We start from the raw sequence: 25,596 nt of genomic DNA on the forward strand, positions 1-25,596 counted from the left end.
ATTGTCGGTGGGCGTCGTTACTGTTCCCACCTATGGACTTCACCGCCTCGACCGCCGGGCTGGCGTCGGCCGCCGCCGACGTCGCCCGGCTGCTGCCCACGCGCGTCGTCGACCCCGTGATCGCGGGGTTGGTGCTGCGGGCGACCGGCTCCGGGGTGGAGTTGGCGGGCAACGACCGGGAGCGGGCGGTGTCGTTGTCGCGGGCGGCGACCGTGCACGACGAGGGGGCGGTGCTGGTGCCCGCGCGACCGTTCGCCGAGACGTTGCGAGGGTTGGACGAGCCGCAGGTCCGGGTCGTGGTGGAGGGGTCGCGGCTGGCCGTGCGGACCGGGCGGGGGCGGTTCGCGTTGCCGTTGCTGGACCTGCACTCCCATCCTGGCGTGCCCGCGCTGCCACCGTTGGCCGGGCGCATCACGGCGCGGGTGCTGGCGTCCGCCGTCGTGCCGGTGGCCGGTGCGGCGTCGAAGGAGGACGCGTTGCCGGTGTTCACGGGCGTGCACGTGCAGGGTGCGGGCTCGCGGCTGGAACTGATCGCCACCGACCGGTACCGGATGGCGTACTCGTCCCTGCCGTGGAGCGGCGGGGAGTTGGACGTACTCGTGCCGGCGTCGTTGCTGGCCGAGGTCGTACGGCAGCCCGGCGCCGGTGACGAGGTGTCGTTGCACGCCGACGACGACCGGCTGGCCTTGGCGTGGCGCGGGGGAAGCGTGAGCACGGCGCTGCTGGCGGCGCCGTTCCCGGATGATCGAGCGCGGAAACTGTTGGAGGCCACCATCGACAGCACGGTCCTGGTCGAAGCCGACGCCCTCGCGGGCGCGGTGCGCCGGGCGGTTCCCTACGCCGGACCGCACGGCGCGGTCACGCTCCAGGTCGACGACGGCGAGGTGCGGGTGCGCGGCAGCGACCCGCAGGCCGGCGAGTCGGAGGAGTCGATCAAGGCCACGGTCGACGGCAACCGCCTGACGAAGTCCTTCCAGGCCCGCTACCTGTCGGACGCGTTGAAGGCGTTCAGCGGTCGACGGGTGGAGTTGCGCATCCAGGACGGCCTGCGGTCCACGGTGCTCACCGCGCAGGCGGGGGACGACGGCGTCGAGTTGACCTACCTGGTGGTGCCCCTGCGCACGGTGTCCTGACCAAGGCGGAAGGCGTCCTGCCGGGTGGTGCTCCGGCCCACCCGGCAGCGCTTCCACGCACGACGCGCATTCCATGGCCGCCCGATCCAGAGCACCCGGTCCGAGACACCGGCCTCACCCACCCGGCCGGCGGTTCGCCGTCAGGCACCGGCCTCGCGCAGGTACTCCAACTGCGCTCGGACCGACCACTCGGCGGCGGGCCACAGCGACTGGTCCACGTCGCGGTACACGAGTTCGACCACCTGGCGTGGCGTCGGCGTGCCGCCCAGTTCCGCCACCGCCGCCCGCACCTGGTCCAGGCGCTGCCCGCGGTGGGCCAGGTAGCCCGCGGCCGCGGCCACGACGTCCGGCAGCACCGGGCCGTGGCCGGGCAGCACGAGCCGACCCGGGGGCAGGCCGGCGAGCAGGCGCAACGAAGCCAGGTAGTCGCCCAGCCTCCCGTCCGGGTGGGCGACGATCGTCGTGCCCCGACCCAGCACGGTGTCACCGGTCAGGACCGCGTCGGCCAGCACGAAGCACACCGAGTCCGACGTGTGCCCCGGCGTCCGCAGCACGGTCAGGTCCAGCCCGCCGGCCTTGATCACCTCGTCGTGGTCCAACCCGGTGCCCGTGCGGAACGTCGGGTCGACCGCGCGTACTGGTGCGTCGACCCGGCGTCCGAACTCCACCGCACCTTCCGAGTGGTCGGGGTGGCCGTGGGTCAGCAGCACGAGTTCGACCGGTCCGAGTGCTTCCAGGCGGTCCAGGTGCGTACCGGGCGGGCCGGGGTCGACGACCACGGCCGACTCCGCACCCGGCGCACGCAGCACCCACGTGTTCGTGCCGTCCAACGTCATCACGCCCGGGTTCTCCGCGAGCAGCACCCCCGCCGAGTCCGTGACCTGGCGCAACACCCCGTAACTCACGACACCACCACCCGGATCACCGCGCCGTCGCGCACCAGCTTGGGAATGATCTTCTCGACCTCGCGGTCCGCGGCGAGCACGTCGGCCGCCGTCCCCAGCTCGGCCAGGTCCGCCAACGCCGCCCAGGTCGGCGGCAGCAGCAGGCGCCGCCCGGCCCGCCAGTCGGCCACCGCGTCGGCCGGGCGCTGCCACACCGCGTCCGACGCCTCCGCGGTCTCGCCGTCCGCACGCTGGCCCGAAGGCAGCACGGCCGCGAAGAACCGCGTGTCGTAGCGGCGTGGCTCGTCGACGGGCGTCACCCAGTTCGCCCACGGCCGCAGCAGATCGGCGCGCAGCACGAGCCCCTCCGCGTTGAGGAACTCCGCGAACGACAGCTCGCGGGCGACCAGCGCCGCCCGCGCCGACGCGTAGGCGGCCGTGTCCGCGACCACCGTGTCCGGCGACGGCCCGGCCAGCAGCACGCCCGATTCCTCGAACATCTCCCGCACGGCCGCGCACACCAACGCCGCGGCCGACTCCGGTGTGCAGCCGAACCTCCCGGCCCACCACTCGCGGGGCGGACCGGTCCACGCGACCGGGGCGTCCGCGTCCCGCCGGTCGACACCGCCGCCCGGGAACACGGTCATGCCGCCCGCGAACGCCATGCCGACCACGCGTCGCAACAGGAAGACTTCCAGCCCCGCCGAGCCGTCGCGCACCAGCACCACGGTCGCCGCGTCGCGCGGCACGACCGGCGGGTCCGGTGCCTCGTCGGGCACCATCGACGGCGGCACGACCAGTTCCGGCGGAAGTTCACGCACGTCCGCGAGCCTAACCACGAAGATGATCCCGTGAAGAAGGGTTGTCTGGTCAACGTCGTGCTGTTCGCCGTCGGTGCCGCGTTCGGCACCGTGCTGACCGCGATCGTGGCCGTGCTGCTGTTCCTGCCCTCGACCTCCTTGATCAGCGCCCACGACCCGGCCGGCGACCTGCCCGGCATGTACGTCAAGCGGGAGGGCGACGACCTGGAGGTGTGGCTCGGGCAGACCGCCGACCACGGCTACGTGGTCCCGATTCCCGAAGGGTGGGACGACCACCCGGTGCTGACCCGCGTCGAAGGCGGCGTCGAACTGCGGTTCGAGAAGGGCGGGCGGATCTTCGTCCCCGAGTCGTACTACCTCCACGGCCGGTGAGCGGCAGGATGATCGCGTGGACGAACAACTGCGCGTCGGACTTATCGGTGCCGGACCGTGGGCGGAACGGGTGCACGCACCGGCCATCGCCGGACACCCCGGGAGCAGGCTCGTGTCGGTGTGGGCCAGGCGGCCCGAAGCCGCCGCCGGGCTCGCCGGGGCACATGGCGCGGCGACGGCTTCCAGCCCCGAGGAGTTGATCTCGCAGGTCGACGCCGTGGCGTTCGCCGTGCCGCCGGAGGTGCAGGCGCCGCTGGCGATCCAGGCCGCCGAGGCCGGTCGGCACGTCGTGCTGGAGAAGCCGATCGCCGGGTCGCTCGACGAGGCGCGGCGGCTCGCGGACGCCGTCGACCGCGCCGGGGTGGCGTCGCTGGTCGTGCTGACCAAGCGGTACACGCCCGACACCCGTGAACAGCTCGAACGGGTCCACGCCGAAGGCGGCTGGGTCGGCGGCAGTGTCCGGTGGCTGACCGGTGCGCTGCTGTCCGGTCCCTACTCGCACTCGCCGTGGCGGCACGAGCGCGGTGCGCTGGACGACCTCGGACCGCACGTGTTCGACCTGCTCGACGCCGCGCTCGGGCCGGTCGTCGAGGTCGTGGCCGCCGACCGGTCGGCGCACGACGTGTGGCAGGTGGTCCTGCGGCACGAGGGCGGCGCGACGAGTACGGCCATGCTGACCATGTCGTTGGCCGTGTCGCCGCCGGTCCTGGAGGTCGAGGTCTACGGGACGGCCGGGCAGCGGACGTTGACGACGCCCGCGACGACCCCGATCGAGGCGTACACGAACCTGCTCGACGAGTTCGCGGCCCTGATCGACTCCGGCAAGACCTCGCACCCGCTGGACGTGCGACGCGGCCTGCACCTCCAGTCGATCATCGCCAAGATCCGCGAGTCCTCCACTCGGACACCCTGAGATACGCGTTCAGGCACCCCCGATCGGGGGTGCCTGAGTGCGTGTTTCGCAGTGCCTGAGTGGAGGACTCGCGCGTCAGCCCGGGTATTTGCCGTTGTTGGGCTTGGGCACGCCGTTCACGAACTCGCCCGACGGCCACGCCTGCTGCTCGCGTTGGGCCAACTCCTCGTGCAACTGCTGGAGCAGGGCACGTTCACGGTCGCTGAGCTTGGCGTCCACGGTCGGCGGCAGGTGCACCGACGACGGCGGCTTGCCCTCGTCCAGTGCGGCCTGGAGCACGGCCAGGTCGTCGGCGTTCAGCTCGGTCGTCACCTCGGCCCTCGACAGCGGGTGCTCGACGGCGAGCGACTCGACCGTGAGCGGCTCGACTACAGCCGGTTCGACGACGGGCGGCTCGACCTCGACGGGCTCGACGACCGGCTCTTCGACGACGGTCTCGACGACCGGTTCGGAGACGACCTCCTCCTGCTCCCGGACGGGCAGGCGCTTGACCGGCTTCGGCGGGAACGGCTGGCTGCCCTCGTACGAGTCGACACGCGCACGACGTGACTTCGAGCCGGATTCGGGTTCGGTGACCGGCACCGGTTCCGGCTCGACCACCGGTGCCTCGACCCGCACTTCGCCGTCGAACCAGGTCGCGCCCGACTCTTCGGCTACGCGTACCGGTGTCGCCGAGGGAAAGTAGACCTCACGGGCCGCCGAGACGGCCGCCGCGTGGTACTCACCCAACGGCGTACCGACCGTCAGCACCTCCGTGGAAGCCCGGATGCCCGCGTTGCGCAGCACCGTGTCCAGCCGGTACGAGGTCGCCGGCGGGAATCCCGACGGGCCGACCTCCACCAGCACGACACGGTGGGGCATCGGGCCGGGGACGCCACCGGCCGGGGAAAGCCGCCACGTCGCGCGCACGCCGCGCACGTCGGGCAGTACCGACACGGTCTTGCCGAGGACCTCGGCCAGGCCCGCGTCGGGTTCGGAGTCGGCGGTGAAGCGGTGCCGCTGCGTCGGGACGTCCTCGACGGCGAACAGCTTGTCGGCCAGCACCGGGTCCGAGCGGACCTCCACGAGCTGGTCCGCGATCTCCCGACGTTCCTGCGACGACACCGGGATGCGCCCGGCGATCAGGCAGCCGACCAGCAGCTCGACCGCGCGGTCGAGCTCGGCGACCGCCAGCAGTTCCCGGGCCTGCGTCAACGCGTCGTCGTCAACGCGTCCGGCCAACGCCAACAGGAGGTCGTGTAAACGGACGGGCAGAGCCACACCGTCGTTCGTCACGCCTGTTCTCCTTCCGGCCCGCGCGGCAGCGACGAGCTGTTAGACCGGCACCAGGTGCCCGTCGGCCTCGGCGCCGGTGCACACCAGCTCCGATGCCTCCAACGCCGCCCGTTGGTAGGGCGGCACGTCCGCTTCGACGGGCAGGACCTCGACGCACGGGTCCTGCTCGCCCAGTGCCCGCAGCACCCGCTGGAGTTCACCCGTCAGCCGGGTGTACCCGCCGGTGGCGGTGACCAGCAGGACGCGCCTGGTCTCCGTGCCCCGCAGCCGCCAGGTGGACCGGACCTCGCCGATCCCCGGACGCCCGCGCAGCGTCGCGCCGAGCACCACGGACGTGGAATCTCCCATCGGCACCCGATCGGGTGATTCCGGGGAGAAGGTGTAGTCGGCTTCGGGCAGTTCGTCCAGTCCCTTGACGGAACTGATCGTGCCCCGGTCGGCCCCGTGCGGAATGAGGGCGTCGCCGAGCAGTTGCTGTTCGTAGTCGGTCAGCCCGATCCGGTCGTGCAGCAGCGTGCGCGGCAGCACCCGGGCCAGCACGACGACCGCGTCGCCCGCCGCCCAGTCACGGAACCGCCACAGCACGTCGTCGGGCAGCCTGCCCGCCAGTCTCAGCAACAGTTCGTGGACCGTGTCGGACATCTCACTCCCCGATCTCGACGACGAGTTCGACCTCGACCGGCGAGCCGAGGGGCAGTTCCGAGACCCCGACGGCCGAACGGGCGTGCCGGCCGGCGTCGCCGAAGACCTCGCCGAGGAACTCCGACGCGCCGTTGAGCACGGCGGGCACCGCGGTGAAACCCTCGGCGACGGCCACGTAGCCGACGACCTTGACCACGCGCACGACCCGGTCGATCCCGACCAGCTCGTGGATCGCGGCCAGCGCGTTGATCGCGCTGGTGCGGGCGTAACCCTTCGCCTCCTCCGGGCTGACGTCCGCACCGACCTTGCCGGTCGCGGGCAGCGCGCCGGACACGAACGGGAGCTGTCCGGCCGTGAACACCAGCGACCCGGACTGTGCCGCGGGGACGTAGGCGGCGAGCGGCGCGGGCGCGGAGGGCAGTTCGACGTCCAGTTCGCGCAGCCGGTCGGACCAGGTCACGACTTCGCCCGCTTCAGGTACGCCACGTGCTGCTCACCCGTCGGGTTGGTCAGCACGGTCACCAGCTCCCAGCCGTCCTCGCCCCACTGGTCCAGGATCGCCTTCGTGGCGTGGATCAACAGCGGGACGGTCGCGTACTCCCACTTCTGCATGGCGCGGAGCCTAGCCTGAACCCCCGACGCCCCACCGCCCCCTTCGCCCCCGGCATCCCCCTTGTCAGCGGTCCGACTTCACCGCCGCGACGAACGCGCCGAACGCGCGCGACGAGAACCTGAGTGCGTCACCCCCACGATTCTTGGTGTCCCGGACACCGGTCGACCGCAGCCCGATCGCGACCTCCACGCACTTCGCGTCGGACGCGCTCCGGCTGCTCTTGCGCCAGCTCATCGCTCCCCTTTCACCACCTGGACGAGGACAGCGTCGACTCGACCAGCTCCCGCGAGTCGTCCGCCGTGAGTGCCAGGCGTGCCGCGTCACCCCACACCGCGGACAGCACACCCACCACTGCATCCTCTACCGGAACCAGGCCGGTGAAACCCTCCACATAGCCCGCTTGCGGTTCGTCCTCTTCGGCGAAATCCAAGAGGTGAACACCGCCGCTTTGCGCTCCATAAGCGCCTACGGCAAGCGGCAGAACCCTGATGGTCACGTTCGGCCGCGCGGTGACGGCCGCCAGGTGTCGCAACTGCTCCCGCATCACCTCCCGCCCCCCGACCATCCGCAACAGTGCGGCCTGGTCCACGAGTGCCTCGTACTCCAATGGCCGGTCCCCGGTCAGCACCTTCTGCCGTTCCAGCCGTTCGGCCGCCGCCCGTGCGCTCCACGCGCCGTCGCCGACCCGCCGACCCGCCGCCCGCGCCAGCGCCTCCGCGTACCCGGCGGTCTGGAGCAGGCCCGGCACGAAGACCGGGTCCAGTGACCGCTCGCGCACGGCCTCCAGCTCGTCGAGGCGGAACCGCAGGTAGCCGGCCGGCAGGTCACGGGCGTGCTCGACGCCGGACGGGTCGACGTCCGCGACCTCCCACAGTTGGAGCGCCTTCGTCCGTTCCTCCGGCGAAGCCCCGACGACGTCGAGCACGACCGACACCGACGGCCACCGCGCGAGGCCGTCCCCCGAGAGCATCCGGAAGATCGTCTGTCGTGACACCTTGGTTTCCCGGATGACGTCCTCGACCTTCATCCCGGACCTGTCGACCAACGGGCGGATGAACCGACCAAGTCTCCGCTTGCCACGCGTTGACCCGATTGCCATACGACAACATTAGCCACCGCGCGTAGTCGGCCGTCCACTCCTTTCGTGGAAAACCAAGCGTTTCGACAGACAACCGGAATGCGCACGGAATTGGTCCTGATCAATTCGGCACTCCCGAGCCGGCCGGAACACGCCCGATCGCGCTACCTTGATCGGGTGGAGACCTGGCGGATCGTCGCCACCGGCTCGTTCCTGCTCGGCGGGCTGGTGCTGGTGCTGGTGGGCATGGCGCAGGCCCGTGACCGCAAGGGTTCGCGTCCGGCGGACGTGAAACGCGCTGCGTTCGTCGGTCTCGCGCTCGTCGGGATCGTGGCCGTGCTCGTGGCCTACGTGCTGCCATCCGTGGCTGCGTGGGGCGTGGTGGCCGCGACGGCGATCGCGGTGGTGTTCATCACCATGGTCGACTGACGGTGTCGGGCGGGTCTCAGGTTCGCGCGCCTAGGCTGACCCGGTGACCGGCTGGACCGACGAACTCACCCGCGCGCGACTGCACGTCGTCACCGGCAAGGGCGGGACGGGCAAGACGACGGTCGCCGCCGCGCTCGCCCTCGCGCTGGCCACCGGCGGCCGGCGGGTGCTGCTCGTCGAGGTCGAGAACCGGCAGGGCATCGCCCAGCTCTTCGACCGGCCGCCGCTGCCCTACGCCGAGGAGCGCATCGCGACCGCGCCCGGCAACGGCGAGGTCAAGGCGTTGGCCGTCGATCCCGAGGCCGCGCTCCTGGAATACCTCGACATGTTCTACAACCTCGGTTTCGCGGGCCGCACGCTCAAGCGCATGGGCGCGGTCGAGTTCGCCACGACGCTCGCACCCGGCCTGCGCGACGTGCTGCTCACCGGCAAGGTCAAGGAGTGCGTGCGGCGCACCGGCGCCAACGGCCGGCACGAGTACGACGCGGTCGTGCTCGACGCGCCGCCGACCGGCCGGGTCGTGCGGTTCCTCGACGTGACCCGCGCGATGGCCGACCTGGCGAAGGTCGGTCCGATCAAGGGGCAGAGCGAGGGCGTGGTCACGTTGATGCACTCCGGCGACACGGCCGTGCACCTCGTCGCGCTGCTGGAGGAGATGCCGGTCCGCGAGACGCTGGACGCGGTGGCCGAACTCGACGGCGCCGACCTGCGTCCGGGCGCGGTGTTCACCAACCGCGTGCGCCCGTCGCGGCTGCCCGCCCGGTCGATCGCCGCCGCGGCGGCCGGCCGCGTGGACGCGAACCGGGTCCGCTCCGGACTCGAGGCCGCCGGCCTGACCGCGTCGCCGGACGTGCTCGACGGTCTCGTGGACCAGGTGGTCGAGCACGCGATCCGCGTCGACATGGAGGCGCGGGCCAAGGACAAGCTCGCCGAGTCCGACCTGCCCACGCTGGAATTGCCGGAGCTGGCCGACGGCGTCGACCTCGCCGGCCTGTACGAGCTGGCCGAGATCATGGTCGCCGGCGGTGTGCGGTGAACAGGCTCGACGTCGACGCGCTGATCGACGACCCGCGCACCCGCGTCCTCGTGTGCTGCGGGTCCGGCGGCGTCGGCAAGACCACGACGGCCGCCGCCCTCGCGGTGCGCGCGGCCGGGCGCGGCCGGCGCACGGTCGTGCTGACCATCGACCCGGCCCGGCGCCTGGCGCAGTCGCTGGGGCTGGGCGAACTCGACAACAACCCGCGGCGCGTGGCCGGTGTCGACGGCGAGCTGCACGCGATGATGCTCGACATGCGTCGCACGTTCGACGACATGGTGCTCCAGCACGCGGGCCGCGAACGGGCCGAGCAGATCCTGGCGAACCCCTTCTACCAGACCATCTCCACGTCGTTCTCCGGAACGCAGGAGTACATGGCCATGGAGAAGCTGGGCCAGCTCGTGGCGCGCGACGAGTGGGACCTGATCATCGTGGACACGCCGCCGTCGCGGTCGGCGCTGGACTTCCTGGACGCGCCGCAGCGGCTGTCGACCGTGTTGGACGGCAAGCTGATCCGGATGCTGTCCGCGCCTGCCCGTGCGGGCGGGCGCGGCATCCGCAAGATCGTCGGCGCGGGCTTCGGCCTGTTCACCAAGGCCGTGTCGACGATCGTCGGCGGCCAGCTCCTGAACGACGCGTCCACGTTCGTCCAGGCTTTCGACAGCATGTTCGGCGGCTTCCGGCAACGCGCACAGGCGACCTACGAGCTGCTGCGCTCACCGGGTACGGGGTTCCTGGTGGTCGCGGCGGCCGAACCGGACGCGTTGCGCGAGGCGGGCTACTTCGTGGAACGACTGGTCACCGAGGGCATGCCGGTGACCGGTCTGGTCGCGAACCGGACCCATCCGGTGCTGGCACCCCTGCCCGCGGCGGGCGCCCTCGCCGCGGCGGAGAGACTGGAGCGCACTGGGGACGCTCCCCTCGCCGCCGCGGTCCTGCGGGTGCACGCGGACCGCGTGGCCGTCGCCGATCGGGAACGGCGGCTGCTGGCGCGGTTCACCCGGGCGCATCCCGGCGTGCCGCTGGTGGGCGTGCCCGCGTTGCCGGCGGACGTGCACGACCTCGACGGTCTGCACGAGATCGGGCACCGGCTCACGGGCGGGTGATCACCCGACCCGGGACTCCTCGAAGTGCTCCTGGCGCGCGGTGTCCAGGAGTTCGTGCCACGACGTGACGTCCGGGCGGCGCCGCAGCAACGCCCTGCGCTCACGTTCGGTCATACCGCCCCAGACACCGAACTCGATCCGGTTGTCCAGCGCCTCGGCAAGGCACTCGGTGCGCACGGGGCAACCCAGGCACACGACTTTGGCCTTGCGCTGTTCCGCCCCCCGGACGAAGAGCTGATCCGGCTCCTCGTCCCGGCAAGCGGCCTTGATCCGCCAATCCCCCTGCTGCTGCATGACCCCCACCTCTGTTTCTCCCCTGTTTGCCCAGATGTGCAAATCCGCCACACCCCTGCCGCGGATGCCGTAGGCTTCACCAACGAGTGGCTTCGCCGATGGCTGCTGTCCTGGACGTTGACGGACTGTAGAGCCTTCCGGTTCCACCTCCAACCCTGGGTTGCTTACCTGTTACCTGTCTTGAGTACTCGTACTCATCCTGAGTAATGGGTCTTGCTCGCCTGCCTTCCGGCCGGTCATCGGGCCAGTACCCTGTGCCAGGTGCGAGTGCGGAACAGCGTGCTGAAACTGCTCGGCCTGTGTCTGCTTGCCGGAGTCCTGCTGGCAGGCATGTTGTTCCCTGTCATGGCATCGCTCGGGTTCGCGTCCAACCGGGCCGGCGACACCGTGGACGCCATCTCGGCCGATCTGGTGGCCACCGACCCGCCGTTGGTCACGACGATCACCGACCGGGACGGCACGCCGATCGCGTACCTGTATGACCAGTACCGGGTACTGGTACCACCGGAGAAGATTTCACCCACCATGAAGGCCGCGTTGGTGTCGGTGGAGGACCGGAGGTTCTACGAGCACCAAGGCGTCGATTGGAAGGGCACGTTCCGCGCCGCGCTGACCAATCAGTTCAGCGGTTCGGTCACCCAGGGCGCATCGACGCTCACCCAGCAATACGTGAAGAACTACCTCGTACACGTGGTGGCACGGAATAACCAGGTCGAACAGCAGAAGGCCCAAGAGCAGACAATCGCGCGAAAAGCACGTGAAGCGCGCATCTCCTTGCAGCTCGAACGCAAACTGGGCAAGGAGGAAATCCTCGCCCGCTACCTCAACGTGGTCCCGTTCGGGTCCACGATCTACGGCATCGCGGCGGCGTCGCAGGCGTACTTCAACACCACGGCCGACAAGCTGACCGTGCCGCAGGCGGCGATGCTCGCCGGCATGGTCAACAGCCCGTCCGCGCTCAACCCCGAGGTCTTCCCGGAGAAGGCGCTCGAACGGCGCAACCAGGTCATCGACAAGATGGTCGAGAACGACAAGCTGTCCCGCGAGGCGGGCGCGGTGGCCAAGCAGGAGCCGCTCGGCCTGGCCGACCCCGTGCGCACGCCGCCCAACGGGTGCGTCGGCGCGGGCCCGGAGAACGGCTTCTTCTGCTCGTACGTCGTGAACTACCTGGAGCGCAACGGGTTCAGCGTCGAGCAGCTCAAGACCGGCGGGTACACCGTCGTCACGACGCTCGACCGCGCGATCACCACGACCGCGAAGGCCGCTGCCGAGGCCCAGGTGTCCAAGTCGACCGACGGCATCGCCAACGCGATGGCGATCGTCAAGCCCGGCCGGGAGCGACACGAGGTTGTCGCACTCGTGGCCAACCGCGACTACGGCCTCAAGGCGGACCAGTTCCAGACCCAGTACGACCTGCCCAGCGGCGTCGAGAACAAGTTCGGCGCGGGCTCGGTGTACAAGGTGTTCACGGCCGCCGCCGCCATGGAGAGCGGCATGGGCTACGAGAACATGATGGCCACGCCCAACTTCTACGAGTCGAAGGTGTTCAAGGGCGGCGGCGAGCGCTGCCGGTCGACCGGCGAGCCCAACACCCGCTGGTACTGCCTGGGCAACGCGTCCAGCGGCTACCCGGCGCAGATGACGTTGCAGACCGCGTTGCAGACCTCGCCCAACACCGGGTTCGTGATCCTGGAGGAACACCTCGGCATGAACCCGGTCGTGGACATGGCGTCCCGGCTGGGCATGCGCGAGACCATGGCCACCAACCTGCGGGGCGAGCGACCCGACCCCAAGGCCAAGGACAAGCAGCTGCGCGTGTCGCAGTCGGAGTTCTACAAGGCCGACGGCGGCAACGCGTCGTTCACACTGAGCCCGGCGCCCGTCAGCACGCTGGAGCTGGCGAACGTGGCCGCGACGCTGATGAGCGGCGGCACGTGGTGCCCGCCGACGCCGATCGTCGAGGTGACCGACCGCAACGGCAAGCAGGTGCCGGTCAACGAGGCGCCGTGCGAGCAGGTCGTCGCCGAAGGGCTGGCCAACGGGCTGGTGGTCGGGATGAGCAAGGACAGCGTCGGCTCGGGCACCGCCTCGGACGCCGCCCGCAAGTTCAAGTGGGACCGGCCGATGATGGGCAAGACCGGGACCACCGAGGAGTACAAGTCGGCGGCGTTCATCGGCGCGACGCCCGACTTCGCCGGTGCGGTGCAGACGTTCAACGACGGCACCCGGCCGCGGGGGATCTGCGTCGGCGGGGTGCCCAGGCTGTGCAACGAGGGCGACATCTACGGCGGGACGGTGCCGGCGCGCACGTGGTTCGACTCGATGTCGCGGATCCACAGTGGACTCCCGCCCAAGCCGCTGCCCGAGGTGGAGGAGAGGTATCGCAAGGGCGGCAAGGAGATCCAGATTCCGAACGTGGTGGGGGACGACGTCAACTCGGCCACGCAGACGTTGCAGGATGCCGGGTACAAGGTGACCACGGTGAACCGGAACTCTTCGGAGCGGAAGGGGACTGTGGTCAGTCAGACGCCGCAGGGCAGTGCTTTGCGGGGGACCGTGGTGACGTTGTTCGTCAGTACGGGGTATGTGCCGCCGCCTGCGCCGCCTACTTCCACCGAGCCTTCGCCGGATCCGGATCCGGATCCTGGGCCGCCTACCGGGGGTCCGCCTGGGCCTGGGCAGCCTCCCGGGTTCCCGTTCCCGCCTTGGCCTACTCGCTGATCGCGAGTCCTCCGCTCGGGCACCTTCTTTCGGGTGACTGTGCTCTCGTGAACACGCGAGTTATGCGTTCAGACACCGCGAGTTGTGCACTCGGACACCGCGAGTTGTGCGTTGGGGGATCGTGAGTTGTGCGGTCGGGTGCAGCGTGGCGCGGTGGGATCGTGGGGCGTGCGTTGGGGCGCCGAAAGGTGGGCTGTTGCCGTAGGGAGGCAGGCCTGTCGGTTCTGGCCTGCCTGACCTGCCGACGTTGGCCGCTGGTCTGAGCGACCTTGCCTGATCCGGTTCGTCCGCTCCCCGCCGCTCTTGTGTGCCTTGTTCGTCTTGCGGGTTTTGGCGTCAGGCCAGTTTGGCCTTGACCGTGGTGGCGATTCGGCCGCCTTCGGCGCGGCCGGCGGCCTTGGCGTTGGCCTCCTTGATGACCTGGCCCATCTGCCTGAGGGTGGGCTTTTCGCCGAGTTGGGTGGTCAGGTCGGCGATCACCGCGTCGACGAGCGTGGCGAGTTCGTCGTCGGACAGTGGCGTGGGCAGGTAGTCCTCGAGCACTGCGCTCTCGGCGCGTTCCAGCTCGGCCTGCTCCGTGCGGCCGGCGCCGGCGAACGCCTCGGCGGCCTCGCGGCGCTTCTTGACCTCGCGGGCCAGCACCTTGAGAACCTCGTCGTCGGACAGTTCACGCGCGGTCTTGCCGGCGACCTGCTCGGTCTGGATCGCGGCCAGCGTCATGCGCAGCGCGCCGGCGCGCACCGTCTCCCGTGCCTTGATCGCCGTCGTGAGGTCGGCCTGAAGTCGCGCCTTGAGCTCCGCCATGAGCCGGAACGGTACCGGGCACCGGGCGGAACCCCGAACAGGTAAACCCCTTACCCTCGGTAGGTGTGAAGACGTTCGGCCGCACCCTGCTCGCCACGACCGCCCTCGGAACCGCGACGCTCGCCTACGCGGCGGGCATCGAACGGCGGAACTGGACACTGCGCCAGGCGACCGTGCCGGTGCTCGCGCCCGGGTCGACGCCGTTGCGCGTACTGCACCTGTCGGACCTGCACATGCTGCCCGGTCAGAAGTCGAAGCAGCGGTGGGTGGCGGCGTTGGCCGAACTCGAACCCGACCTGGTCGTGAACACCGGCGACAACCTCTCGCACCAGCAGGCCGTGCCCGCCGTGCTGCGCGCGCTGGGTCCGCTGCTGGACCGGCCGGGGCTGTTCGTGTTCGGCAGCAACGACTATTACGCGCCGCGCCCGAAGAACCCGGCGCGGTACCTGCTGCCGTCGGCGAAGACCAAGCGCATCCACGGAGTGCCGCTGCCTTGGCGCGACCTGCGGGCGGCCATGATCGAACGCGGGTGGCTGGACCTGACCCACGTGCGCCGCGAACTGGAAGTCGCCGGTCAGAAGATCTTCACGGCGGGCCTCGACGACCCGCACCTGAAGCGCGACCGCTACGCCGACATCGCAGGCCCCGTACCCGAGGCCGCCCTGCGCCTGGGCGTCACGCACTCCCCCGAACCCCGCGTCCTGGACCCGTTCGCGGCGGACGGCTACGACCTCGTGCTGGCCGGGCACACGCACGGTGGACAACTGCGCGTACCCGGCTACGGCGCGTTGGTGACGAACTGCGACCTCGACCGCTCCCGCGCGCGCGGCGTGTCCCGCTGGGGCGCGCACATGTGGCTGAACGTCTCGGCGGGCCTGGGCACGTCCCCGTACGCCCCGGTGCGCTTCGCCTGTCCCCCGGAAGCGAGCCTGCTCACCCTCGTGCCGCGCGCCGAAGCCGCAGGTCAGACCCCGCCCACCACCGAGAGGGATACCCGATTCGGTGTAGGCGGGACGATCGGGTAGAGTTCACCTCGTCCGCAAGACCGGGGTGTGGCGCAGTTTGGTAGCGCGCTTCGTTCGGGACGAAGAGGTCGCAGGTTCAAATCCTGTCACCCCGACACCTGCTCAGGGGCTGTCCGAGATTTCTCGGACAGCCCCTGAGTCGTTCGTACAGCAGCGTTGTACAGCAACTCAGGTTTCCAGGCTGTCGTTGAGTTTGCGGAGTGCTTGTCGGGCAACTTCGGTCGACACCTCCGAGTAGATCTCCATCGTGACCTCCATCTGGGCATGTCGGAGAATCCTCATGATCACGCGCGGGTGGACGTCCAGCTCCACGAGCAGCGAGCCACAGCTACGACGGCCGTCATGGACTGTGATCCTCGGCACTCCCGCTTTCACGCACCGGGCATTCCAGGACCGGTTGAGGTTGCGCGGCTCGATCGGACCGCCGAAGCGGGTGGTGAACAGCAGGCCCGTTTCCTGCCACTCGTCCCCAGCCCGTACCCGGTCCTGCTTTCGGCGTTCGGCGCGCTGTTTGAGAGCCACAGCGGCCATCGGGGGCAACGGGAGCGTGTCCTCGGACGCCTCGGTCTTGGTCTCGCGGTGCAGGAGTTGTCGGCCGACGCGTTGAAGCTGGTGGTCGACCTCCAGTTCTTCGGTCCGGAAGTTCGGGGCATCGACCGGGACGCCCAGCGCCTCTCCTTTCCGCATGGCCAGGAGGACCACCAGGACGTAAACGGCGTACAGCGGGTCGCCGTCCTCCCGTGCCGAGGCCAGGAAGGCTTTGGCCTCGGCGTTCGTCCACCGCTTCCGCTTGCGGGCACGGCGCTGGCCCACCACCTTGGGGATCTTGATGAGCGCGGCCACGTTGCGGGTGACCAGCTCCTCCCTGATTGCCTGGGACAGGGCGTTGCGCAGGCACGCCCTGATGTCCGAGAGCGATCGTCGGCTCAGCAACGCCTTGCAGCAGGCACCTCGGGCACAGCACCGTTGCCGCTTGGCGTCCCTCCGTGCGTCCTTGCCCTGGAAGCAGCACTGGCAGGTCCGGGCCAGCTCGTTCATCCACCGCTGGGTGCGGCTCACCGTCAGCTTCGGGAGGCGGAGGTCCCCGAGGGCAGGGACGAGGTGGAGTCGGACGAACGTCTCGTTGGTCGCGTGGGTCAGCGGGGCAGCGTTCGGCTTGATCACCTCCTCCAGCCAGTACCGGAGGAAGGTGCCCAGCTTGGGCGTCGACGTCGGGATCGGATGCTCCTTGGCCTGGGCCAGGAGCTTGATCCACTTGTCGTGGACTTCGTCTCGGGTCTTGCCGTAGACGTACTTGCGGGTCCGCTTCCCGACCGGCGTGGTGACCCAGGCGTACGCCGCGAACCCGTTCCGGTGCGGGTAGATCGACCCTTCGCCGTTGTCGCGCTTCTTGGCGGCCATGTCAGGCTGCCTCCGTCGCACGTCGGCTGACGTACTCGTCGACCCAGCCAGGGAGTATTCGGCGATTGCCGCCGTCCTTGAGAGAACGGATCTGGCCGGTGGCGACGAGCATCTTCGTTTTGGACAGGCCGTAGCCGAGCAGGTCGGCGACCTGGGCGACGGTGTACCAGCGGGGTTGGACGTCGGGTGTCATGGCGTCACCTCCTCGACCGACTACGGGCCATGGCCAGGGCCAGTTCGCGTTCGGCGTCATTGCGGTGGCCGGAGCCGGTGTAGGTCCAGTGGTTGATCACGACCACCTGGTCCGGTTCGAGGCCGAGGCTGTGCACGGCCTCGGCGAGGCGATAGGCGCGGCGGTCGTCGCGGATGCGGGTGAACGTGGTGCTGTAGTACTTCGACTTGGTCAGGAAGTGGCCCCGGAAGCCGAGCATGTGCGCCCATTTGCGCAGGTTGAGGTCCATGTAGCGGTGCAGGGCGCCGAGGTTCCACGCGGTTTGGATCATGCGGCGGTGGTGGTCGCCGACGTCCAGGTGGTCGACGTCGCGTTGAGAGCGGATCGGGCGGTCCGGGGTGTCGCGGGCTCCGGTGCCCTTCGTGGCGTACTTGGCGATGTACGACGCCAACGTGACGTCGGTGTCGCCGATCGGGCGGACGTCGAGTTGGGTGCCCCAGACCAGGGCGAACGGGGTGCCATCCGGGCGACGGGTACGGAGTCGGACGGCACGGGCCGCAGCGTGAATGGCCTGGTCGATGAATTCCGCAGTGGCCCCGTCGAGGCGGATGACAGCGTGGAAGTGGACCAGGCCGCGCCGTTGGTACTCGGCGACCTTGGCGTAGGAGATGCGGGCGTGGAAGTCGCGTACCCGTAGGCCCGCCGCGTTGGCCAGGTGACGGCGCAGGGCGATCGTGAAGCGGTGCCAGAGCTTTCCGGCGTGCGCCTGCCAGAGGATCGCCCCGACGTAGTCGTAGCGGTCCGGGTCGAGCGGGGTGCCGATCACCGGGTCGTCGGGTCGGTGGCGACGGCGGCAACACCGGCGGGTCACGCTGTGGACGGGGCCGAAGGACGGCGCGGTGAGCGTGACGAACCAGCGTGGGTTCTTGATCACCGCCTCGGGTACGCCCTTGCCGCCGCTGAGTCCGGCTCGCACGAGGTGAAACGCGTCTGCGGCGTAGCGGTCGGAGCACGTGGGGCAGACCGAGGCACGCCGGTTGCCGCACGGCACCATGACGTTCCCGCCACGGTGGGCCAGGACCGTTCCGGCCCGGTCGGTGAGCTGCCAGGTTCCGGTCAGGTGGATGGGACGGGCGCAGCCGCCGATGGCCGTCACGGCGTCGCGCCACTGGTGGTAGTCGCGTCGGCGGACGCGGTCGGTGATGCGGTCGTTCAGGGTGAGCATGGGTGTTCCCCCTCGGGTCAGGCGGCACGGTGCCGCCGTTTCGGTTTGTGCAGGGCGCGGCGGCCGGGTCCGTCGACGCCGCCGAACACACCCACGACGGTGTACCGGTTGACGGCGCGATCGGCGGATTCCCACCGCAGTTGGTCTTTCAGGCACAGGTCGGCGACGGGACAGCCCGCGCACACCGATGTGGCGGCTGTCGTGTTCGGGGTGAAGAACGCCTCGGGATCGGTGTCCCGGCAGGCGGCTTGGGCGTGCCAGTCGGGCGCACGGCCGTTCCCGCCGAACAGGGCCAGAAGCAACGCGGCGTAGGCCGGTTCGAGCGGATTCGCGTTGTTGAACCCCAACGAGTGGGGATGGAGGTTGTGGCGTCCGACCGACGGAGGACGGTGTCTCTCGATCACGCCGCCGCTCCCGTCTTCACGAAGGCCACGAGTTCGGCCACGTCGTGGTCGGTGGTGTAGGCGGCACGGACGCGGCGTGGCGTGCGGGACCGGGCATCGACGCGGTAGCCGATGCCTGCCGAGGACTCGTCCGCCGGAATCTGGTCGGCGATCGCGCCACGCTTGCGGGCACCGTCGCCGAGGACCATGTCCGGGTGCCGGTCCGAGGTGACCCGCAGGCACAGGCGATGCGGGATCAGGTCGCGGATCGGGACGACGTCCTTGGCCGGTTCCTGCACGTAGACGTCCAGCACGTCGTTCGTGGCGCGGCCAAGGCTGGAGACGATCGCGCACGCGTTGGTGATCTCGTGGGCGTAGTCGGTGCGGTAGGCCATCAGGAAGCCGACTTCGTCGAGGATCAGCCAGTCCACCGGGTGTTCGGCCGAGACCTTTGCCGCGCGCTTCTTTTTGCGCTGCAAGCGTTTCTGCTTGCGTTCCATGTTGTCGACGAACCGGGCGATCAGGTCCGCGCAGTCCTCGGGCGAGTCCGCGTACCGACCGTCCAACATCGGCTTGAGCGCCACGAACTCGAACCGCTTCGGGTCGCACACCCAGGGCCGCACGAGCCCGTCACGGATCATCGGCGCGACGGCCCGGAGCTTGGCCATGACCACCGAGTTCTTCCCCGACCCGGTCGCGCCCGCCGTGAGGTGGTGCGTGCCGATCAACGGCTCACGCCACTCCCCGCCCAGTTCGGTCTCCCCCAGGCACAGCGACCGCAGGTCGACGGCGTCCGAGGTCTCGGGCATCGCGGGTGCCGGGATGACGCGGTCGAACGGTTCGCCGCGCTGGACGATCAACACGACCTCACCGGGCCGGGCCTGCTCGACCGCGACCCGTTCCACGCGCAGGGTCGCCGCAAGTTCGGGAAGCGCAGCGGTGAACGCCCGAAGCGCTTGGCCCTGCACGAGCCGGACCCGCACGGTGTCCAGCGACAGCGACGAACGGACTCGCACCACGCGTGGCACGAGCAGCGCGCCGGACCTGTGGTGGCGTCGGGTCAGTTCGCACGAGCCCATCAGGGCCTGCCAGCGACGGCCCGCGTAGGCGCCCAGCCAGCGGCGACGCCACGACCGCAGGACCGGCGCGGCCCAGGCGTCGAACGTGTCCGGGTGCGCGCGGTACCAGGCAGCCGTGCCCAAGACCGCACCACCGACGATGCCACCGGTCCATTCGGCGCCCAAGCCGACGAGCGAGCCGGTCAATGCACCCGGTACGCAGAGGGAGCCGGGATGACGTCCCAGCCAGCGAACCATTCTGAACTCGAATCCCGGCGATCGCCGGGACGTTCCGGTAAAGGTCATCGCATACTCCGATCTTCAGAACAGGCGAGCGGCCGACCACCGATGATCGACCGCTCGTCCACGTTCAGTTCTGGGATTTCAATTCGTTCTCACACCGCTCAGCCCGCTTTCGTAGCGCGGCAAGGCTCCGCTTCACCTCCTCGATCAGCTCTTTCAGGCCGTCGGGCGGTGGCACCGATTTGTTCTTCAGGCACGCGATCAGCCGGTCCAGCGGGCCGACCAGATCGGCCACCCGGTCGATCGAGTCGACCAGGTCCGAGTACTCGCCCATGGCATCTCCGAGGTCACGCGGCCGGTCCCATCAGGTCTTCCCACTGCCTCAGCAGTTCCCAGCCGTGTTCGCTGATCACGACCGGTGCCGCAGAGGTCACCACCGGCCCGGACCGCATCACCCGGAATGCCGGGACGACGATCACCAGTCCGGCGCCGATCAGCTTCCGGAGGATCGCGGCGTCCTGCTCCGGAATCCCGACCATGCGGTCGTCGCCGCTCTCACGGTTGAGTTCGCCCGTGGTCAGCACGACCACGTAACCTCGATTCGAACATGCGACCGCGAGCACTTTCATCACCTCCCGAACCTCGACCATGCTTCCGGGCTTTTCCATCGGATACTTCGGAATCGTCATCTTGTCCTCCTCATAGGTTTTCAGGCATGGCTCTACCCACTGTGGAATTGTCAAAGAACAGCGACCTCGATCGGTCGGAAATCAGGCGGCTTCCCGCACCGCGCGAACGGGCTTCAAACCGGACGCCTTGAACCAGAGCCCAGCCGAAGCGATCTTGCGCGGGTCGACGCGGTCCGGAATCTCGTACGTGTTCACCACGGCGTTGACCAGTTCGACGTACATGCCTTCGCCGAACTTGTCGCCGGGGTCGCCGGGCAGGTTCACCCGGATCTCCTCACCCTTGCCCGGCCGACGCCCTTCGACCGGGACGGGCTTGGCGAACACCGTCACCACGTACTGGGTCTCACCGGACAGTCGGTCCACGACGGGTGAGACCGTGCCATCCTCCGCTTCCCGCGTCTTCACGGCCGGAGCCTCGGTGATCATCAACCGGTAGCCGTTCAACATCACCGGCAGGTCCTGCAACATGCGCACCTCCGAGTCGAAGCAGTACCAACACAATCAGCATAGCTAGTAGAGCTAGTACTGACAGTCGCTCGTTCGGGTGTCTTTCAGCTCAGCTAGCTCTGTCGGTACAGTCCGCGCATGGACACCCGGCCCGCCTACCAGCAGATCGCCGACGACCTACGCCGCCACATCGCTTCCGACGAGGCGAACATCGGGGACAAGCTCCCGTCGCTGTCGGAGCTGACCGCCAAGTACGGCCGCGCCGTGATGACCGTTCAGAAGGCGCTGGACCAGCTCCGCGCCGAAGGACTTGTCGTCTCACGCCAGGGCGAGGGAACGATCATCACCGGAAAGCCCGAAGCCCATGCGGCGGACCACGTGCCCTCACCGCATGAGCTTCGGACGATGTTCGAGCGCATCAACAACGCGTTGGACGACCTCAGTCGACGGGTCGCCGTGGTGGAGTCCGAGCTGTTCGGGCCACCTTCAAGTGATCCTCGACCCGGGCCAGGCGACCGTTGATCTCCTCACAGCGGTCCAGCAGATCGGCCAGACACGAGCGCAGTTCCCGCCACCCGTCCGCCGTCCACTCGGCGTTCCCCGACATGCCCGCCTCCCCTCACTCGTCCAGCGGGTCTTCGTCGTAGCTCTCCACCGGCTCCTCCAAGCGCGGGTTGAAGGCGGGCAGCCACACGAGCCGCGCGGTCACGTCCGCCGCCTCGGACGTGAAGACCCTGACCGCCCCGTCGGGTTCGGCCAGCCGCAGCCGCAACCCGCCGTCCACCGAGATCACGTCCGCGTGCTGCGGAAACGCCATGCCCCACGCGGCGATCCACCCGTCCGCCCGGTCGCGGTACTCGTGCACCACGGCGAACAGACGCGGCGCGAAGTCCACCGCCAAGCCGTTCAGCAGTTCCGCGAACTCCGTCTCTCCGCACAGCGGTGACCAGGTGATGGTTTCGCTCATCGGTCGTGCCCCTTCGTTCCGATCGACAGTCCGGGGTTTGTTGATCACGTTCCGCAACTCCCCGGAATCAGAATCGACCGGTGCTTGGACGCATCACAGTGTCAGCATTGGGGACGCCGGGGTGACGAGGTGACATGTCCGTGTCACCTCCACCTCACCTGCGTTGCGCAGGCACAACTGCCACACTGGACAGGGGAACGCAAGGCCGGGGAGGTATCGCGTGAGCAGCGATGTTCCGGACTGGGCACGCCGGATCAAGGCCCTGAGGGAAGCCCGCGGCTGGTCGCAGTCCGAAGCCGCGGAACGCATGCGCCAACACACCGAAGACGTCCTGCCGGAGCCCGACCACCTGCTTCGGCGGTGGAAGGCATGGGAACGCGGCCAGAACAAGCCGAGCCCCCACTACGCCCCGATCATCGCCGCGACCCTGCACTCCGTCACCACGGCACTGTTCCCACCGGAAACCCGAATCGAGTCCGGCCTGGAGATCGTGAACGCCACGGGCATGGACACGATGGAAATCGTCGCCCGGTTGCAGTCGTCTTCGGTCAACGACGCCACATTGCAGGCACTGCGCATCACCGTCGACCAACTGTGCTCCGAGTACGCCCACAGCAGGCCCGACGAACTGCTCATGGAAGGCCGCCGCTGGCTACGGCGGATCGTGGAGATGCAGGAACAGCGACTCAGCTTCTCCCAACGCCGCGACACCCTGGAACTAGCGGGTTGGCTGGCCCTTCTGGTCGGCTGCCTGGAATACGACCTAGGCGACCGCCGAGCCGCCGAAGCCACCCGCCAAGCGGCCCTGAACCTGGGCCAGGAGGTAGGAAACCCCGGAATCCTGGGCTGGGCACACGAGATGAGGGCATGGTTCGCGCTGACCTCGGGCGACTACCGGGGCGTCGTCGCAGCAGCCCAGACCGGACAGGCCAACTCCGGAAACCACTCCGTCGGCGTCCAACTCATCGCCCAGGAAGCCAAAGCGTGGGCACGCATGGGCCGCCAACCGGAGATGGAAAACGCCCTGGAACGCGGCCGAGCCCTACTCGACTCACTCCCGTACCCCGACAACATCTCCAACCACTTCGTCGTAGACCCGCTCAAGTACGACTTCTACGCGATGGACTGCCACCGCCACATCGGCAACGACCGCCTGGCCTCCACCCTGGCCGAGGAAGTCATCCGCAACGGCACCGACTTCAACGGCTTCGAACGCGCCCCCATGCGCATCGCCGAAGCCCGCATAACCCTCGGCGTAGCCGCCGCCCGCTCCGGCGACCTGGACACCGCGATCTCCTACGGCCGCCAAGCCCTCACCGGCCAACGCCGCTCCCTACCCTCACTCGCCATGGTCTCCCAAGACCTCGCCATGGCCCTCACCAACCACTTCCCCGACGAACCCGACGCCCTCGACTACCTCAACCAACTCCACGAAATCCACCGCAACCGCTGATCTCCCTCAGAGCCAACGCGGCCCGTGTGTTCAGAGTTTCTTTACTTGTTCAAGGCGGCCCCTGGCGGGGCCGCACGCGCCGCTGTGCCCAGGCCGCACGGCAAGGGCGCGGGGCCCGCCTCCGGCACCTACGCAACTGGCGGCCAGCGGCACGCGCGACCCCGACAGCCGCCGCAAGCTCAAAGATGCGCTCGCCGCGCGGCAGGCCAACAGGATGACCAAGAGCCGCAGCCAGTTCCCGACCCAGCGGGGACCGGGGTTCGTGTCATCCCGACGACCTCCCTTAGGGCTATCACGCGAGCTGGGGACCTGCGAGCCTGACACCGCACCCGCCGGTCAACGGGCATGCCGCAGGCCCCCAGCTCGCGTGATAGGGCTGCGCCAGGTCGACGGGATGACACGAAGCCCCTCTGACAGGTGAGCGGGGACAGTGATTGCATGTGGGCTCAGGCAGGCTGGCAACACTCTCTAACGATCCGCTTCCCAGGAGTCTCGAACCAACACTCCAACCAACGTCGCACCCAACCCGCGACGCTCCAACACCAACAGCCGTTCCGTTGGAACCTGCGACCAACGATCCAACGATCGTTGCCAACCAACAGTCACAGATCAACGACACAGCCACAGACGTTGGAACCTCGAAGCAACACTCCAACCAACGTCGCACCCAACCCGCGACGCTCCAACACCAACAGCCGTTCCGTTGGAACCTGCGACCAACGATCCAACGATCGTTGCCAACCAACAGTCACAGATCAACGACACAGCCACAGACGTTGGAACCTCGAAGCAACACTCCAACCAACGTCGCACCCAACCCGCGACGCTCCAACACCAACAGCCGTTCCGTTGGAACCTGCGACCAACGATCCAACGATCGTTGCCAACCAACAGTCACAGATCAACGACACAGCCACAGACGTTGGAACCTCGAACCGGCGAGCAGTCGTCACTGCCAGTTAAACCTTAGCCCGATCGAGTGAAGCAAGGACCGTTACGAGATCGCATCATGCACCTGCTCCGCCACCCAATAGATCCGCCCCCCCCGCCCTACTGTCCCCACCTTCCGGAGAATGCCTTTCTCCTCAAGTGAGTCGATCAGGTTTCGAGCACCTTGATTAGTGACACTCAACGCGCCTTGAACGCGTTTCACAGTAATGAACGGGTTCGAGAAAAACAAATCGACAACTTCGGCGGCCCTGCTCTTAGTGCCGCGAAGCTGCTCACGATACTTCTCTCGAAGCTCAACCAGCCTGCCAGCACGCTCCTCGGCATCAACCGCCTGCCTATAGACAGCAGTGAAGAAGAACTGCATCCACTCCTGGATCTCCCCACGCTCGCGAACTGCCTGAAGGCGATCGTAGTACTCACGCCGGTTATCCTCCATGTAAGCACTTACATAGAGCAAGGGCAGTTCGAGGACTTTTTGCTCCATCAGCAGAAGGATTATCAGCAATCGGCCAATACGACCGTTGCCGTCCAGAAATGGGTGGATAGTCTCGAACTGATAGTGCATCAAAGCGCAGACTGCAAGGATCGGAAGCGAGGCCTCTTCGTTTATAAACTTCTCCCAGTCGGAGAGCACGTCATCAAGCAAATCCGGGAGAGGTGGGACAAAGGTTGCGGTATCGGGCGAGTCTGTAGGCGACCCGATCCAAACCGGCGTCTTACGATACTCGCCAGGAAGCTTCTCCTGCCCCCGAACACCCGACAGTAGAACTTTATGAACTTCCCGCACAAAGCGTCGACTAATCGGCAGCTTCTCCAGAAGCTTCATACCTTCGCGAAGCGCCCGCTGATAGTTAATCACCTCCTCGATATCGTCATTCTCCGGAATGTCATCCGCAGCTTCCGCTTTAAGAACGTCCGACAACGAGGCCTCAGTGCCCTCGATCCGAGAACTCGCAACTGCCTCCCTGGTCAGGTACGGGTGCACCAAGATCGATGGGTCACGCAGAAGACGGCCTACGCCCGACAGTCGTCCCAGAGCTGCATCCGCCTTGGAGAGCGCCAAGATCGTCTTCGGCTCCATGACAAGCTCACGCGGCACAGGGGCAGGCTCGAAGTACCAGAAGGCCCACTTGTCTCCTGGCTTCTTGGTTACACGGCCGAACTGAGGTGCCTGGAAGGCTTCGGGCTTCACAAACCAGAGGGTACAACGCAAACGCCTGATCCGTTGGAACTAACTCCTGACCAGGGAAGATGTGAAGCTGTACCGGCCAGTACTGACATCTCAACCTCGCGGAAGGGGACTCCGCACCACGTGGATGTGTCACCGTCAGCAAGAGCTAGGCCTGCGCTGCGGACGCCTACGGTGCCGACGACCACGGTGCCATCCGATGACTGGACATCAAGATCAACCCCATGCCTTACCCCGCTCAAACGACGGCGAACGACCGTGCATGATGGTCG

30 protein-coding genes and 1 tRNA gene are annotated in these 25,596 nt (G+C 68.4%); 11 read left to right on the plus strand and 20 right to left on the minus strand.

The window, feature by feature from the left end; genetic code table 11:
* The first annotated feature begins 32 nt into the window (after positions 1-32).
* Positions 33-1,133 (plus strand): DNA polymerase III subunit beta, encoded by a 1,101-nt coding sequence (dnaN, locus tag F4559_RS31255; RefSeq protein ID WP_184674678.1) that lies wholly within the window; start codon positions 33-35, stop codon positions 1,131-1,133.
* Between the two features lie 140 nt (positions 1,134-1,273).
* Here dnaN and F4559_RS31260 read toward each other — a convergent pair whose 3' ends face one another.
* On the minus strand, positions 1,274-2,038 hold the full coding sequence (locus F4559_RS31260) for an MBL fold metallo-hydrolase (RefSeq protein WP_312865913.1): 765 nt from the start codon (positions 2,036-2,038) through the stop codon (positions 1,274-1,276).
* Entirely contained in the window at positions 2,035-2,799 is a 765-nt protein-coding gene (locus F4559_RS31265; protein ID WP_184676426.1) for an NUDIX hydrolase, read from the minus strand. The genes F4559_RS31260 and F4559_RS31265 overlap by 4 nt, the downstream gene beginning before the upstream one ends.
* 69 nt (positions 2,800-2,868) lie before the next feature.
* Between F4559_RS31265 and F4559_RS31270 the strand changes: the two genes are divergently transcribed.
* On the plus strand, positions 2,869-3,210 hold the full coding sequence (locus F4559_RS31270) for a hypothetical protein (RefSeq protein ID WP_184674679.1): 342 nt from the start codon (positions 2,869-2,871) through the stop codon (positions 3,208-3,210).
* Between the two features lie 16 nt (positions 3,211-3,226).
* Complete coding sequence (locus F4559_RS31275) at positions 3,227-4,123, plus strand: Gfo/Idh/MocA family protein (protein WP_184674680.1); 897 nt, start codon at positions 3,227-3,229, stop codon at positions 4,121-4,123.
* Between the two features lie 75 nt (positions 4,124-4,198).
* Here the strand turns inward: F4559_RS31275 and F4559_RS31280 are convergent, their stop codons facing one another.
* The 6 genes from F4559_RS31280 to F4559_RS31305 all read right to left on the minus strand — a co-directional run bounded on the left by F4559_RS31280 (position 4,199) and on the right by F4559_RS31305 (position 7,752).
* Positions 4,199-5,398: a hypothetical protein gene (locus F4559_RS31280; RefSeq protein ID WP_184674681.1), complete on the minus strand. Its 1,200-nt coding sequence runs from the start codon at positions 5,396-5,398 to the stop codon at positions 4,199-4,201.
* 39 nt (positions 5,399-5,437) lie between these two features.
* Positions 5,438-6,040, minus strand: coding sequence for a hypothetical protein (locus tag F4559_RS31285; protein WP_184674682.1), 603 nt, complete (start codon positions 6,038-6,040; stop codon positions 5,438-5,440).
* Position 6,041: 1 nt separating this feature from the next.
* On the minus strand, positions 6,042-6,500 hold the full coding sequence (locus tag F4559_RS31290) for a RidA family protein (RefSeq protein WP_184674683.1): 459 nt from the start codon (positions 6,498-6,500) through the stop codon (positions 6,042-6,044).
* Positions 6,497-6,652, minus strand: coding sequence for a Sp36 family protein (gene sp36, locus F4559_RS31295; RefSeq protein ID WP_184674684.1), 156 nt, complete (start codon positions 6,650-6,652; stop codon positions 6,497-6,499). Before sp36 ends, F4559_RS31290 begins: the two co-directional genes overlap by 4 nt.
* Before the next feature lie 64 nt (positions 6,653-6,716).
* The gene (locus F4559_RS31300) at positions 6,717-6,887 is read right to left on the minus strand and encodes a DUF397 domain-containing protein (RefSeq protein ID WP_184674685.1); all 171 of its coding nucleotides are present in this window, start codon (positions 6,885-6,887) and stop codon (positions 6,717-6,719) included.
* Positions 6,888-6,897: 10 nt separating this feature from the next.
* Positions 6,898-7,752: a helix-turn-helix domain-containing protein gene (locus tag F4559_RS31305; RefSeq protein WP_184674686.1), complete on the minus strand. Its 855-nt coding sequence runs from the start codon at positions 7,750-7,752 to the stop codon at positions 6,898-6,900.
* A 156-nt stretch (positions 7,753-7,908) separates the two neighbouring features.
* Between F4559_RS31305 and F4559_RS35695 the strand changes: the two genes are divergently transcribed.
* From F4559_RS35695 to bagB, 3 genes are read left to right on the plus strand one after another with little or no spacing between them, the layout of a single operon-like run.
* Positions 7,909-8,160: a hypothetical protein gene (locus tag F4559_RS35695; protein ID WP_184674687.1), complete on the plus strand. Its 252-nt coding sequence runs from the start codon at positions 7,909-7,911 to the stop codon at positions 8,158-8,160.
* 43 nt (positions 8,161-8,203) lie between these two features.
* Complete coding sequence (bagA, locus tag F4559_RS31315; protein ID WP_184674688.1) at positions 8,204-9,196, plus strand: ATPase BagA; 993 nt, start codon at positions 8,204-8,206, stop codon at positions 9,194-9,196.
* Entirely contained in the window at positions 9,193-10,302 is a 1,110-nt protein-coding gene (bagB, locus tag F4559_RS31320; protein ID WP_184674689.1) for an ATPase BagB, read from the plus strand. The genes bagA and bagB overlap by 4 nt, the downstream gene beginning before the upstream one ends.
* On the opposite strand, the gene F4559_RS31325 is transcribed toward bagB, so the two are convergent.
* Positions 10,303-10,596, minus strand: coding sequence for a WhiB family transcriptional regulator (locus tag F4559_RS31325; protein WP_184674690.1), 294 nt, complete (start codon positions 10,594-10,596; stop codon positions 10,303-10,305).
* Between the two features lie 261 nt (positions 10,597-10,857).
* Here F4559_RS31325 and F4559_RS31330 point away from each other — a divergent pair, with 261 nt between their 5' ends.
* Positions 10,858-13,317, plus strand: coding sequence for a transglycosylase domain-containing protein (locus F4559_RS31330; RefSeq protein ID WP_184674691.1), 2,460 nt, complete (start codon positions 10,858-10,860; stop codon positions 13,315-13,317).
* A 336-nt stretch (positions 13,318-13,653) separates the two neighbouring features.
* Here the strand turns inward: F4559_RS31330 and F4559_RS31335 are convergent, their stop codons facing one another.
* The gene (locus F4559_RS31335) at positions 13,654-14,121 is read right to left on the minus strand and encodes a GatB/YqeY domain-containing protein (protein ID WP_184674692.1); all 468 of its coding nucleotides are present in this window, start codon (positions 14,119-14,121) and stop codon (positions 13,654-13,656) included.
* Positions 14,122-14,186: 65 nt separating this feature from the next.
* Here F4559_RS31335 and F4559_RS31340 point away from each other — a divergent pair, with 65 nt between their 5' ends.
* Both F4559_RS31340 and F4559_RS31345 read left to right on the plus strand, forming a co-directional pair.
* Complete coding sequence (locus F4559_RS31340; RefSeq protein ID WP_184674693.1) at positions 14,187-15,146, plus strand: metallophosphoesterase; 960 nt, start codon at positions 14,187-14,189, stop codon at positions 15,144-15,146.
* Between the two features lie 21 nt (positions 15,147-15,167).
* Positions 15,168-15,241 (plus strand) — tRNA-Pro (locus tag F4559_RS31345).
* Between the two features lie 73 nt (positions 15,242-15,314).
* On the opposite strand, the gene F4559_RS31350 is transcribed toward F4559_RS31345, so the two are convergent.
* The 8 genes from F4559_RS31350 to F4559_RS31385 all read right to left on the minus strand — a co-directional run bounded on the left by F4559_RS31350 (position 15,315) and on the right by F4559_RS31385 (position 20,785).
* Positions 15,315-16,547 (minus strand): tyrosine-type recombinase/integrase, encoded by a 1,233-nt coding sequence (locus F4559_RS31350; protein WP_184674694.1) that lies wholly within the window; start codon positions 16,545-16,547, stop codon positions 15,315-15,317.
* A 1-nt stretch (position 16,548) separates the two neighbouring features.
* The gene (locus F4559_RS31355; protein ID WP_184674695.1) at positions 16,549-16,740 is read right to left on the minus strand and encodes an excisionase family DNA-binding protein; all 192 of its coding nucleotides are present in this window, start codon (positions 16,738-16,740) and stop codon (positions 16,549-16,551) included.
* A gap of 4 nt (positions 16,741-16,744) precedes the next feature.
* A complete protein-coding gene (locus F4559_RS31360) occupies positions 16,745-17,944 on the minus strand; it encodes a replication initiator (protein WP_184674696.1) in 1,200 nt (399 codons plus the stop codon).
* 17 nt (positions 17,945-17,961) lie between these two features.
* Positions 17,962-18,348 carry a WhiB family transcriptional regulator gene (locus F4559_RS31365; RefSeq protein ID WP_184674697.1) on the minus strand — a complete coding sequence of 129 codons (387 nt, stop codon included), beginning with the start codon at positions 18,346-18,348 and terminating at the stop codon, positions 17,962-17,964.
* Entirely contained in the window at positions 18,345-19,691 is a 1,347-nt protein-coding gene (locus F4559_RS31370; RefSeq protein WP_184674698.1) for an FtsK/SpoIIIE domain-containing protein, read from the minus strand. The genes F4559_RS31365 and F4559_RS31370 overlap by 4 nt, the downstream gene beginning before the upstream one ends.
* A 64-nt stretch (positions 19,692-19,755) precedes the next feature.
* A complete protein-coding gene (locus tag F4559_RS31375; RefSeq protein ID WP_184674699.1) occupies positions 19,756-19,962 on the minus strand; it encodes a hypothetical protein in 207 nt (68 codons plus the stop codon).
* Positions 19,963-19,975: 13 nt separating this feature from the next.
* Positions 19,976-20,371, minus strand: a complete 396-nt coding sequence (locus F4559_RS31380; protein WP_184674700.1) for a hypothetical protein — start codon at positions 20,369-20,371, stop codon at positions 19,976-19,978.
* Between the two features lie 27 nt (positions 20,372-20,398).
* Positions 20,399-20,785 (minus strand): hypothetical protein, encoded by a 387-nt coding sequence (locus F4559_RS31385; protein WP_184674701.1) that lies wholly within the window; start codon positions 20,783-20,785, stop codon positions 20,399-20,401.
* Positions 20,786-20,902: 117 nt separating this feature from the next.
* Here F4559_RS31385 and F4559_RS31390 point away from each other — a divergent pair, with 117 nt between their 5' ends.
* On the plus strand, positions 20,903-21,286 hold the full coding sequence (locus F4559_RS31390) for a GntR family transcriptional regulator (RefSeq protein WP_184674702.1): 384 nt from the start codon (positions 20,903-20,905) through the stop codon (positions 21,284-21,286).
* A gap of 97 nt (positions 21,287-21,383) precedes the next feature.
* Here F4559_RS31390 and F4559_RS31395 read toward each other — a convergent pair whose 3' ends face one another.
* The gene (locus F4559_RS31395; protein ID WP_246445372.1) at positions 21,384-21,731 is read right to left on the minus strand and encodes a hypothetical protein; all 348 of its coding nucleotides are present in this window, start codon (positions 21,729-21,731) and stop codon (positions 21,384-21,386) included.
* 220 nt (positions 21,732-21,951) lie between these two features.
* Here F4559_RS31395 and F4559_RS31400 point away from each other — a divergent pair, with 220 nt between their 5' ends.
* The gene (locus F4559_RS31400) at positions 21,952-23,184 is read left to right on the plus strand and encodes a helix-turn-helix domain-containing protein (protein WP_184674703.1); all 1,233 of its coding nucleotides are present in this window, start codon (positions 21,952-21,954) and stop codon (positions 23,182-23,184) included.
* Positions 23,185-24,178: 994 nt separating this feature from the next.
* On the opposite strand, the gene F4559_RS31405 is transcribed toward F4559_RS31400, so the two are convergent.
* Positions 24,179-25,327 carry a Fic family protein gene (locus tag F4559_RS31405; protein WP_184674704.1) on the minus strand — a complete coding sequence of 383 codons (1,149 nt, stop codon included), beginning with the start codon at positions 25,325-25,327 and terminating at the stop codon, positions 24,179-24,181.
* Positions 25,328-25,596 lie beyond the last annotated feature (269 nt).

Source organism: Saccharothrix violaceirubra, from assembly GCF_014203755.1.
In the GTDB taxonomy this organism is placed as follows: domain Bacteria; phylum Actinomycetota; class Actinomycetes; order Mycobacteriales; family Pseudonocardiaceae; genus Actinosynnema; species Actinosynnema violaceirubrum.

What these genes read in the sequence shown, in the direction of transcription:
- dnaN (WP_184674678.1), top strand. Translation starts at nt 33, where the DNA reads ATGGACTTCACCGCCTCGACCGCCGGGCTGGCGTCGGCCGCCGCCGAC.
- F4559_RS31265 (WP_184676426.1), bottom strand. Translation starts at nt 2,799, where the DNA reads ATGGTGCCCGACGAGGCACCGGACCCGCCGGTCGTGCCGCGCGACGCG.
- F4559_RS31285 (WP_184674682.1), bottom strand. Translation starts at nt 6,040, where the DNA reads ATGTCCGACACGGTCCACGAACTGTTGCTGAGACTGGCGGGCAGGCTG.
- sp36 (WP_184674684.1), bottom strand. Translation starts at nt 6,652, where the DNA reads ATGCAGAAGTGGGAGTACGCGACCGTCCCGCTGTTGATCCACGCCACG.
- F4559_RS31300 (WP_184674685.1), bottom strand. Translation starts at nt 6,887, where the DNA reads ATGAGCTGGCGCAAGAGCAGCCGGAGCGCGTCCGACGCGAAGTGCGTG.
- F4559_RS31305 (WP_184674686.1), bottom strand. Translation starts at nt 7,752, where the DNA reads ATGGCAATCGGGTCAACGCGTGGCAAGCGGAGACTTGGTCGGTTCATC.
- F4559_RS31325 (WP_184674690.1), bottom strand. Translation starts at nt 10,596, where the DNA reads ATGCAGCAGCAGGGGGATTGGCGGATCAAGGCCGCTTGCCGGGACGAG.
- F4559_RS31335 (WP_184674692.1), bottom strand. Translation starts at nt 14,121, where the DNA reads ATGGCGGAGCTCAAGGCGCGACTTCAGGCCGACCTCACGACGGCGATC.
- F4559_RS31350 (WP_184674694.1), bottom strand. Translation starts at nt 16,547, where the DNA reads ATGGCCGCCAAGAAGCGCGACAACGGCGAAGGGTCGATCTACCCGCAC.
- F4559_RS31355 (WP_184674695.1), bottom strand. Translation starts at nt 16,740, where the DNA reads ATGACACCCGACGTCCAACCCCGCTGGTACACCGTCGCCCAGGTCGCC.
- F4559_RS31360 (WP_184674696.1), bottom strand. Translation starts at nt 17,944, where the DNA reads ATGCTCACCCTGAACGACCGCATCACCGACCGCGTCCGCCGACGCGAC.
- F4559_RS31370 (WP_184674698.1), bottom strand. Translation starts at nt 19,691, where the DNA reads ATGACCTTTACCGGAACGTCCCGGCGATCGCCGGGATTCGAGTTCAGA.
- F4559_RS31375 (WP_184674699.1), bottom strand. Translation starts at nt 19,962, where the DNA reads ATGGGCGAGTACTCGGACCTGGTCGACTCGATCGACCGGGTGGCCGAT.
- F4559_RS31385 (WP_184674701.1), bottom strand. Translation starts at nt 20,785, where the DNA reads ATGTTGCAGGACCTGCCGGTGATGTTGAACGGCTACCGGTTGATGATC.
- F4559_RS31390 (WP_184674702.1), top strand. Translation starts at nt 20,903, where the DNA reads ATGGACACCCGGCCCGCCTACCAGCAGATCGCCGACGACCTACGCCGC.
- F4559_RS31395 (WP_246445372.1), bottom strand. Translation starts at nt 21,731, where the DNA reads ATGAGCGAAACCATCACCTGGTCACCGCTGTGCGGAGAGACGGAGTTC.